Consider the following 10815-nt stretch of genomic DNA (forward strand, 5'->3'; position numbering starts at 1 on the left):
TCTTAATGAGTATTGTCACATTAATTGCTTGTCCAAAGTTTGCTTTTGGAGCAAGCTGGAATGGGACTATACTCATTTAGATGTTCTTAAGTTTAATTCTTTAGCCCACTGAACAATATGTAACAATATCAACATGATTTTAAAACAGAGCCTAAAAAAAGGTGGATTTTGAATTGATAGAAAAAAATGAAGAATATATTTTAGAGATAGTAGCCCAAGGTTATGAAGGTGAAGGTATAGCCAAAGTAGAAGGTTATCCTATATTTATTCAAGGTGCTTTAATTGGTGAATGTGTTAGGGCTAAGATTACAAAAGTAAAAAAAAGTTATGCATATGGAAGAATTGAAGAGATAATAGATATATCAAAAGATAGAGAAGAACCTAAATGTACAAATTATAAGAGATGTGGAGGATGTTCAATCCAACATATGAACTATAAAAAACAATTAGATTTTAAATGGGATAGAGTAAAAGATTGTGTATCAAAGATTGGTGGATTATCAAAGGATATAGTTAATTATCCATTAGGTATGGATAGTAAACCGTATAGATATAGAAACAAAGTCCAACTTCCTATAGGAAAAGTAAATGGAGAAATAGTAATAGGTTTTTATGCTCCAAGAAGCCATAATATAATAGATTTAAATGTTTGCTTAATTCAAGATAAGGTTGCGGATAATGTAGCAAATCTTACAAAAAAATGGATTAAGAAAAATAATATCGAACCTTTTACACTTGACGGCGAGTTTAATCCTAAAGGAATATTAAGACACATAATGATAAGAAGAGGATTTAAAACAGGAGAGGTAATGGTTGTACTAGTAGCTACAACAGAAAAGGTGCCTTATATAGAGGAATTTAAAGAGATAATATTAGAAAATATAGAAGGTGTTAAAAGCATAATATTAAATGTAAATCCTAACAATACTAATGTAATTTTAGGAGAAAAATGCATTACATTATATGGAGATGACACTATACAAGATTACATAGGAGATTTTAAATTTAATATATCCCCATTATCATTTTTCCAAATAAATCCGATACAAACAGAAGTGTTATATAATAAAGCATTAGAATATGCAGGATTGACAGGAAATGAAACTGTATTTGATGCATATTGTGGAGCAGGAACAATAACATTATTTTTATCCCAAAAGTCAAAAAAAGTATATGGGGTAGAACTAATAGAACAAGCAATTATAAATGCAAAAGATAATTTAAAAGAAAATAATGTGGATAATGTAGAATTCTTTGTGGGTAAGTCTGAAGAAATTATACCTAAGCTCATAGAAGATAATATAAAAGCAGATGTGATAGTAGTAGATCCGCCAAGAAAGGGATGCGATATAAAACTATTAGAAGCAATAGGAAAAGTAAAACCACTTAGAATAGTTTATGTATCATGTGATCCAAGCACATTAGCAAGAGATTTGAAAATATTAGAAAATCAAGGATATCAAACAGTAGAAATACAACCAGTAGATATGTTTCCACAAACTAGTCATGTGGAGTGTGTAGTAAAGCTACAAAGAAAACTGTAAGCTAACAAAAAATATATTTAAAGTTTAGATTTTACTTAGTAATAGGGATATAAAATGATTTTACAAAGGAAGAGAAGTTATGAAATATGAGATTAGATAAATTTTTAGCAGAATCATCCATTGGGAGAAGGAAAACTGTTAGAACTTATATCAAAGAAGGCATGGTTAAGGTAAATGGAGAAGTTATAACAGAACCAGCAATAGAAATTAACGAAAGTTCTGATGTTATTGAGTATCTTGGTAAAGTAGTTGCTTATACTGGAAAAGTATATTATATGTTTAATAAACCTGCTGGATACATTACTGCAAGAAAGGATACAGTTAATAAAACAGTATTTGATTTTTTTGATGATGCTAAAATGAATGGAGTATTTCATGTTGGAAGATTAGACAAAGATACAGAAGGATTATTGTTACTTACCAACGATGGTGAATTTGAACATAAATTAATGTACCCACAAAAGCATGTTGAAAAAACTTATTTTTTTTGGGCCTTGGGTTCTTTAGACGAGGAAGATATAAAGCAATTAGAACAAGGAATTTACATCGGAAAAGGTGAAATACTAACAAAGCCTGCAAAAATAGAAGTGCACAAATGCGGAATGTACAAAGAGTTTAAACATGAAATGCCTATTGAGAATTTAAATAATATAGATTCAAACAATTATAACCAGCCAGTTGTCTCTGGATATATTACTATTACAGAGGGACGTAAGCACCAAGTGAAGCGTATGTTAAAGGTAGCAGGCTGTTATGTAGTATATTTAAAAAGGACTTCCATTGGAGGATTAATGTTAGATGAATCAGTGGAAAAAGGTCATTATCGATTGTTGACAGAAGTGGAAATTCAAAAGCTATTTGAAGAATTATAAGTATTTTTTATAAAAAGAATATATGACTTATGCTAGGATTAGGGGAGAAATCTCTTAATCCTCTTTAAAATTTTGCTATGTTTTAAAAGAGTGTTGATATTTTAATATAAAGGTGAACTAGTATTGGAATTTACTTTTATGAATGCTACTGTCCATGAGCTTTATATTACAATATCAACATTTATATTTATTAGGTAAAAATATGTATCTAATTAAACTGTATCAAGTATAGTGCGCTATTTTGTCGTTATAATATGAATCATGAGTATAGCTGAAATATTTATTCTAAATGTTTCTCTAAGAATAATGGAATACTTTCTGCAAAGAAATCGTTAAAAGTCTTAATAAAATCTTCTTGCCCTTCAGGGAGAATTCCTAAAGAATACTGTATTGCCATTCCATCTAATGCGGCAACAAAAATTGATGCAAGACTTTTTTTGAGTTTTTCATTTTCTACTCCAAAAGTATATAAGTACATATTAGCAACCTTATTTATTATGTTATCATAATCTGATTTGTATTTTTCTTTTAGTTCACCATTTTTTGAAATTAAATAGCTAATAAGTAATAGATGTAATTTTTGCTCGTCCTTTTTTGACAAACGCATATGTACTTCATTCTTAACTTCTGATAAAAGCACATCTTTATCTTTTAAATTTGATCCATTTTTTTCTGAAATTTTATAAATAAAATGGATGGAGTGGTTTATTAGATCATACAATAATTCGTCCTTGCTTTTATAATGATAATATATTGCGCCAGTAGTAAGTCCTGCTGTAGCTGCAATTTCGCGCATGGTCACTTCTTCAAAGCTTTTCGTAGTAAATACCTTAATTGCAGCGTCTATAATTCTTAGTTTTCTTTTATTGTTTGTATTTTCTTGCATATTACCCCCACTAATGTATTTAGAATTTGTATAAGTGTTTATTATTGATAATTATACCATAATTTAGGAATTAAAAAGAGTAAATAACCAAAGTAACTTTACCTAACAATTAATTATGAAAATTAAAAATGTTAATAATATATAAGTTCTAATTAATAAAATTCATTATTGAGAAGCTAGCTTGTTAAAATTTTGAAAATTACAGATTCAATTTAAATGAACAAAATTTTTTAGAACATATAAATTAGAAAAAATATCGTAATGTTAAATAATGTATTTAATGTTAAAAAATGTTGACAAAATTAGAAAGTGTTTTATAATAAAGTTAAATATAAAAAATAACAAGCGTTATTTTTTAATACTCTTAAAGGGAGGATTAGTTATGTTTTTATTTCAACCAATTCCTTGGTATTCTTGGGTGATGTTTTTTATTGTATTGGGTGGTTTGATGCTATTTAATGAAATTGGTCGTTACAACAAGTACACAGGAATTGCATTGTTTGTGGTATTACCAATATTACTAACTATTTTTGTTTGGCCTCATACTTCAGGACCAGAATCTGGTCAGTCAACTGCTAACTGGTTTCACTGGGCGAAGACATATTCCGCTCTTGCTGGTTGTAGTATTTTCATGGGACTACGTTTTTCAGAAAAGATTCAGGCAAAAAAGTGGTATTACTTACTTCCACCAGGAATTTTAGCTCTTAATATTTTGGAGGCGGTTGTTCGTGAATTTCAGGTTTATGGTATGAATGAGGTTATTAATGGCATGACTTACATGGGTGGACCTTGGAACATCATGAATGGTATTGCAGGCATTCTTAATATCCTAACTATTTGTGGATGGTTTGGAATCATAGTAAGTAAGGACAAGCAGAAAGATATGATTTGGCCGGATATGCTTTGGTTCTGGATTATTGCTTATGATTTATGGAACTTTGGTTATTTATATAACTGTGTAACAGATCGTGCGTTCTATGGTGGACTAGCATTGTTGCTGTCTTGCACAATTCCAGCATTCACTATAAAGAAGGGTGCATGGCTACAACACCGTACTCATACACTTGCTTTATGGATGATGCTAGTTATGATTGTTCCAGAATTTTTTACAGCTGGAAAATACGCAGTTGCATCTAGTCACAATCCTACAGCATACATGGTTGTTAGTATTATCGCATTAACTGTAAATATTGCAGTTGCTGTATATCAAGTTCGCATAATTTTGAAAAACAAGAAAAACCCTCTTAAAGATGAAATTTATACAGAACTTAATTCTTATAAGACTGTTAAAGAGTCTAATATTTAATAATAAAAATTATTAAAACAGAGCAATCACAGAAGCTAACAAGCTTCTGTGAAAGCTCTGTTTATTTAAGGAGGACTAAAGTATTCATTATGATGTAATCGTTATTGGCGCAGGTAATGGAGGACTATCCACAGGAGCGACTCTTGCTAAGAATGGAAAAAAGGTCTGTTTACATGAAATTTAAACCCAAATATTTAAAGGGCGGATAACAGGTTATTTCTCAGGCACTTGCAGAGGTGATTAGAAATAACAAAGGTGAAGTGAGATTTAACTGTGGAGCAAAGAAAATTATTATAAAAAACAGTAAAGCGGTAGGAGTTGTTACAGAAAGTGGTGAAGAATTAACGGCGGATGTTATTGTATCTAATATTAGTCCAACAGCAACGTACTTTGACCTTATAGATCCACAAGATGTGCCTAAAGATGCAGTTAGATATTTAAGTAATTTTAAGCCAAGTAAATCACTTATATCAAACTTAGAATTCGCAGGTGGATTTGTGGGACTTTGTGGTTTTAGCCCAAATTATATTCAAGGATATAAAAAGGCAAATGAAATTCTTAAGAAATACTGGAATGGAGGAATTTAATCATGAAGCAATTTATTTCTGAAATTGAATATATTCAGGAAATCATGGAAGAAATCGCAGTACTTAAAAAGAATGGTAAGGACTATAGTATAGATCGTGGAAGAACTGCAAAATTAATTGATAGACTACATCCTAAAAAATTGAATCTTGTATTGTTGGAAATTATTTATAGAACTGATGAGGCTAAAACTTTTCGATTCATATCAAAAAATGAATACCTTCCTCCATTTGAAGCAGGCCAATATATTAATATATTTGTTGAAATTGGGGGTGTTCGTACAAGTAGACCATATAGTCTTTCTTCATCACCTAAGCAAAGAGCATATTATGATATAACAGTTGCAAAAATTAAGAATGGATTTGTATCAAATTATTTTTGGGAGAAGGCTAAGGTTGGTGACAGTTTTGAATCTAGTTCACCTGCAGGAGAATTCCATTATAACCCGGTATTTCATGGTAAGAATTTGGTTTTCTTAGCAGGAGGAAGTGGAATAACACCTTTTATGAGTATGACGCAAGAAGTATTAAATGCAGGATTGGACAGAAATATTCATTTAATTTATGGTGTTAGAAACGAAGCTTCAGCAATATTTTTAAAAGAATTTAGAGACTTAAGTTCTCGTCATGATAACTTCCAACTAACCCTTGTTGCATCAGAACCTACAGATGGATATACAGGAGAAACTGGTTTCATTACTGGCGAATTAATTAAAAGGCAGGTAAAAAATTTTAATTCATCAAGTTTTTATATTTGTGGACCTCAAGTGATGTGTGATTTTTGTAAAAAAGAGCTTTGGGATTTAGGTGTTATAAACAGAAAGGTTCATCAAGAAATGTTCGGATTTAGACAGGACATTCAAAATGAACCTGGTTGGCCTGATAGGCTAACAGGAAAAGAAGAATTTACAATTTCATTATCAGATGGAAGAACTTTAAAAGGTTTTTCAGGAGAATCTTTACTAACTTCACTTGAACGAGCTGGAGTGAGAGTTAATGTATGTTGCCGTTCAGGAGAATGTAGTTTGTGTAGAGTGAAATTGGTATCAGGGACTGTTTTCCAACCTAGAGGTGTGTTACAACGCTATGTAGATAAGAAGTACGGATATATTCATTCTTGTAAATCATATCCAATTAGTAATTTGGAAATAATAATATAGATAATATTAATACGAAAATAACTTTGCTTCAGGGTTAAATACTGCCCTTTTTGAGACCAAGATCTTTGTTTATAATGATTTGTTAGGAGGAATAACAAAATGGCTGAAAAAAATTCACATCTTTACATTGATAAATTTTTAGACTTATCTGGAATAAATATGGAAATGTAAACTTGTCAGATGAGGAAATAGAAAGACTTTCAAAAATATATAGCTAACTATTTTATATTTATTATCCACTTCATATTTTTACTTTATATTTAATAAGGTATTTTTAAAAATGTGACTTATAATGTAAACTTCAACTTAAAAGTATATAAATATTTTATAGTAAATATCTCTATGTTAAAATATACAGGTTCTAACATAGAGATATATTAGATTAAACGTAGAATTTTTAGATGATTTTAATATAGTTTAAATACATACAATTAGCATAAACTTTTATAAAGAAATTAAGTATAATATTACTGTATAATACTTTATTGAGTATTATATTTAGTAAATTGCATACTTTACAAAATAATTATATAAGTATTGGAGAAATACATATGGAAAATTACATGAATTTTATTAGTAATGCATGGAAAAGTTTTATTACTACTGGAAAAGTAGATTCAGAAGTTAGAAATGATATTGTTGACTCATGGATAAGATGTAGGGAGTATGGGGTTGATCCTAATAATGGAAGGGGAGGAGTTAAACATCATAATATAGAAGAGTTGATTGAAAGTAATATTGAGCTTATTTCAGTATCTAGACCTATTATGGAAAGTATTTATAGTATGGTTATAGGTTCTGGATTTGCTTTAATTCTAGCAGACAAAGATGGATATATAATAGAAGTAATAGGTGATAAAGATATAATGGAACGGGTTAATGAATTAAACTTTTTAAAAGGTCAGTTATGGACAGAAAATGTTGTTGGGACAAATGCTATAGGGACTGCATTATATCTTAATAAACCTATGCAGACCATAGGAGCAGAGCATTATGCAATAAATCAACATTCTTGGACCTGTTCAGCATCTCCTATTCATGATGAGGATGGAAATTTAATAGGATGTATAAATATGTCTGGAAATTATTATAACGCTCATTCTCATACATTAGGGATAGTAACAGCAGCGGCTCAATCAATTCAAAAGCAATTGGCTTTAACTATTTCATATAAATTACTTAATGTAACATTTAATTCTATATCAGAAGGTATGATAGTTATTAATGAAAATATGAAGGTAAAAAAGGTTAATGGAAGGGCATTAGAAATACTAAATATATCGTTAAAAGAAGCCATGAAAATGGATATTCATAAGGTACTAGTAGGAGTGAAATTTTACGAATTAGCACAAAAAAATGAAAAAAAAATAAATAACATAGAGTGGGACTTTCATATAAAAAATAGTAGGATAAAATGCGTAATTAATGTGCTTCCTTTAAATATAAATTGTAAAAATACTGGTATGGTAATAACTTTTACAGAGGTTAAAAGAGTTCATAAATTGGTAAATAAACTTGTAGGATATAAAGCTCAATATAAATTTGAGGATATCATAACAGAAAATAAAAAAATGAAAAAGATGATAGCTTTTGCTAAAAAATCAGCTAAAAGTGATTGTAACATATTAATAGAAGGGGAAAGCGGAACAGGTAAGGAATTAATAGCACAGTCAATACACGGTTATAGTGAAAAATCAGATGGACCATTTGTTGCTGTAAACTGTGCATCTATTCCAAGGGAATTGGTGGAAAGTGAGTTGTTTGGATATGAAAAAGGTGCTTTTACAGGAGCATCAAAAGAAGGGCATCCAGGTAAATTTGAGTTAGCAGATGGAGGTACAATATTTTTAGATGAAATAGGCGAACTACCTTTAGATACACAAAGTAAGCTTCTTAGAGTTTTGGATAATGGAAAGATTATAAGGGTTGGAGGAACTTATGAAAAGCAATTGGATGTAAGAGTTATTGGTGCTACCAATAGAATATTAAAAGATGAAATGAGTAAACAAAATTTTAGAGAGGATTTGTATTATAGGCTAAGTGTAATGAATATAAAAACAATACCTCTAAGAGAGAGAATTGATGATATAGATGTATTAGTAAATTATTTCGTAGAAAAATTAAATAAAAAGAATAGAAATAAAATTAGTAATATAAATACTTGCTATATAGAAGAACTTAAAGAATATCAATGGCCTGGAAATATAAGAGAACTTAGAAACGTAGTTGAGAGAGATTATTACCTAAGTGATGATGAATTGATAAATATAAATAATGTAAATTATGTAGAAATTACTGAAAATACAGTAGAAAATAAGCTTATAGAAGAGGAAACTGAAGTAATACCAATTAAAAATTTAGAAAAGAAGGCTATAGAGGATGCTATAAAAAAATGTAATGGAAATATTCAAATGACATCAAAGCTATTAAATATAGGAAGAGCTACACTATATAGGAAGATTAAAAAATATAATATAATTGTATCAAAATGAGAATAAAAATAAACAGTGTATCAAAATGAGAAAAATAATGTATCGTTTTGATACATTATTTTTTATATTGAAGATAATTTTTGATATTTTTCAACTATAAATAATTTAATTTATATACTTAAAAGAATGTATACAGTAGGTATATGCTAAGTTCATTAATAAAAATATAAAGAAATAAATAAAGATGTTAAATTATTGGCATAGTTATTGCTAATAATATATATATGTGAATTAATTAACAATATATTTTGGGAGGCGTTTTAGTATGAAAGCAGCATTATGGTATGCAAAAAAAGATGTTAGAGTAGAAGAAATTGAAGAACCAAAGGTTATAAGCAATAGCGTAAAAGTAAAAGTAAAATGGTGTGGTATCTGTGGATCAGATTTACATGAATATTTAGGAGGTCCGATATTTATTCCAGTAGGACAACCTCATCCATTAAGTGGAACAACTGCACCAGTAGTTTTAGGACATGAATTTTCAGGTGAAATTGTAGAAATTGGACAAGAAGTAACAAAGTTTAAAGTAGGAGATAGAGTAATAGTTGAACCTATGGTTGTTTGTGGAAAATGCCCAGCCTGTTTAGAAGGAAAGTATAATTTATGTTCATCTTTAGGATTCCATGGCCTTTGTGGTAGCGGTGGTGGACTTGCAGAATACACAGTTTTCCCAGAAGAATTTATACATAAAATCCCAGATGGAATGTCTTATGAACAAGCAGCTTTAGTTGAACCAATGGCTGTTGCATTACATTCTATTAGAATAGCAAATTTTAAAATTGGAGATACAGCATTAGTGTTAGGTTCAGGACCAATAGGCTTAGCTACTATAGAATGTTTAAAAGCAGCAGGAGCAAAACTAGTAGTAGTTTTACAAAGAAAATCAATAAGACAAGAATATGCTAAAAGAGCAGGTGCTGATGTAGTATTAGATCCTAATGAAGTAGATATAGCAGAAGAAGTTAAAAAAATTACAGGTGGTTTAGGAGTAGATGTAGCATTTGAAACTACAGGAGCTAAAATAGGTTTTGATACAGGAATTAACAGCTTAAAGTTTGCAGGAACTATGGTTATAACAAGCATATGGGAAAATGAGATAAGCTTTAACCCTAATGCTCTAGTATTTACTGAAAAGAAAATAGTTGGAACTTTAGCATACAGACATGAATTTCCAGCAACTATAGCTCAAATGAATGATGGAAGAATAAAAGCTGAAGGATATATAACAAAAAAAATACATTTAGACGATATAGTAGAAGAAGGTTTTGGAGCATTAACAGGTCCAGAAAAGAAAAAACACGTTAAGATATTAGTAACACCAGATAAAAACCTTTTATAAACGCTTTGTTTTAAGACCGTGTTGATATTGTTAGATAAAGCAAATTTTAATGTCAGTTCGCTATTATATAACAATATCAACACTCTGTTAAAACGTAGTCTTTATAAAAAACTAGGGGGAAAAGAAATGTATAAGATAGTTGGAAAAAGAGAGCTTACAAATAATATATACTTAATGGAAATAGAAGCTCAAAGAGTTGCAAAATCAGCTCAGCCTGGTCAATTTATCATTATTAAAAATGATGATAAGGGGGAAAGAGTACCATTAACTATTGCAGATTATAATAGAGAAAAAGGAACTGTTTCAATTGTGTTCCAAACAGTTGGAAAGAGTACAAAAGAATTAGCACAATATGAAGTTGGAGAATGTGTAGCAGATTTCGTTGGACCATTAGGCCAACCTAGTGAACTTGTTCATGAAGATTTAGAAGAATTAAAGAAAAAGAAAATAATATTTGTTGCAGGAGGAGTTGGAGCTGCACCAGTTTATCCTCAAGTAAAATGGATGCATGAACATGGTATTGACTGTGATGTTATCTTAGGAAGTAGAAATAAAGACTTATTAATATATGAAGAAGAATTAAAAAAGGTTGCAGGAAATCTTTATGTTGCAACTGATGATGGATCATATGG

General features: G+C 29.7%; 10 protein-coding genes. 9 read left to right on the top strand and 1 reads right to left on the bottom strand.

Annotation, left to right across the window (positions count from 1 at the left end):
* The first annotated feature begins 173 nt into the window (after positions 1 to 173).
* Positions 174 to 1544, top strand: coding sequence for a 23S rRNA (uracil(1939)-C(5))-methyltransferase RlmD (rlmD, locus tag BM027_RS14155; RefSeq protein ID WP_090093192.1), 1371 nt, complete (start codon positions 174 to 176; stop codon positions 1542 to 1544).
* 86 nt (positions 1545 to 1630) lie between these two features.
* Positions 1631 to 2416 (top strand): pseudouridine synthase, encoded by a 786-nt coding sequence (locus BM027_RS14160; protein WP_090093194.1) that lies wholly within the window; start codon positions 1631 to 1633, stop codon positions 2414 to 2416.
* A 280-nt stretch (positions 2417 to 2696) separates the two neighbouring features.
* Here the strand turns inward: BM027_RS14160 and BM027_RS14165 are convergent, their stop codons facing one another.
* On the bottom strand, positions 2697 to 3302 hold the full coding sequence (locus tag BM027_RS14165) for a TetR/AcrR family transcriptional regulator (protein ID WP_090093196.1): 606 nt from the start codon (positions 3300 to 3302) through the stop codon (positions 2697 to 2699).
* 382 nt (positions 3303 to 3684) lie between these two features.
* Between BM027_RS14165 and BM027_RS14170 the strand changes: the two genes are divergently transcribed.
* The 7 genes from BM027_RS14170 to BM027_RS14195 form a co-directional block, all read left to right on the top strand.
* Positions 3685 to 4608, top strand: coding sequence for a DUF5692 family protein (locus BM027_RS14170; protein ID WP_090093199.1), 924 nt, complete (start codon positions 3685 to 3687; stop codon positions 4606 to 4608).
* Positions 4609 to 4711: 103 nt separating this feature from the next.
* Positions 4712 to 4792 (top strand): hypothetical protein, encoded by an 81-nt coding sequence (locus tag BM027_RS18935; protein ID WP_242943341.1) that lies wholly within the window; start codon positions 4712 to 4714, stop codon positions 4790 to 4792.
* Between the two features lie 31 nt (positions 4793 to 4823).
* Complete coding sequence (locus BM027_RS14175; protein WP_278320251.1) at positions 4824 to 5195, top strand: FAD-dependent oxidoreductase; 372 nt, start codon at positions 4824 to 4826, stop codon at positions 5193 to 5195.
* Positions 5196 to 5197: 2 nt separating this feature from the next.
* A complete protein-coding gene (locus tag BM027_RS14180) occupies positions 5198 to 6352 on the top strand; it encodes an FAD-binding oxidoreductase (protein ID WP_090093202.1) in 1155 nt (384 codons plus the stop codon).
* Between the two features lie 551 nt (positions 6353 to 6903).
* Entirely contained in the window at positions 6904 to 8844 is a 1941-nt protein-coding gene (locus BM027_RS14185) for a sigma-54-dependent Fis family transcriptional regulator (RefSeq protein ID WP_090093205.1), read from the top strand.
* A 265-nt stretch (positions 8845 to 9109) separates the two neighbouring features.
* Positions 9110 to 10183 carry a 2,3-butanediol dehydrogenase gene (locus BM027_RS14190; protein WP_090093207.1) on the top strand — a complete coding sequence of 358 codons (1074 nt, stop codon included), beginning with the start codon at positions 9110 to 9112 and terminating at the stop codon, positions 10181 to 10183.
* Positions 10184 to 10309: 126 nt separating this feature from the next.
* A partial coding sequence (locus BM027_RS14195) for a sulfide/dihydroorotate dehydrogenase-like FAD/NAD-binding protein (protein WP_139209553.1) occupies positions 10310 to 10815 on the top strand: 506 nt, incomplete at its 3' end.

Origin of the sequence: Clostridium uliginosum (assembly GCF_900112485.1) — a bacterium.
Lineage (GTDB): Bacteria > Bacillota > Clostridia > Clostridiales > Clostridiaceae > Clostridium > Clostridium uliginosum.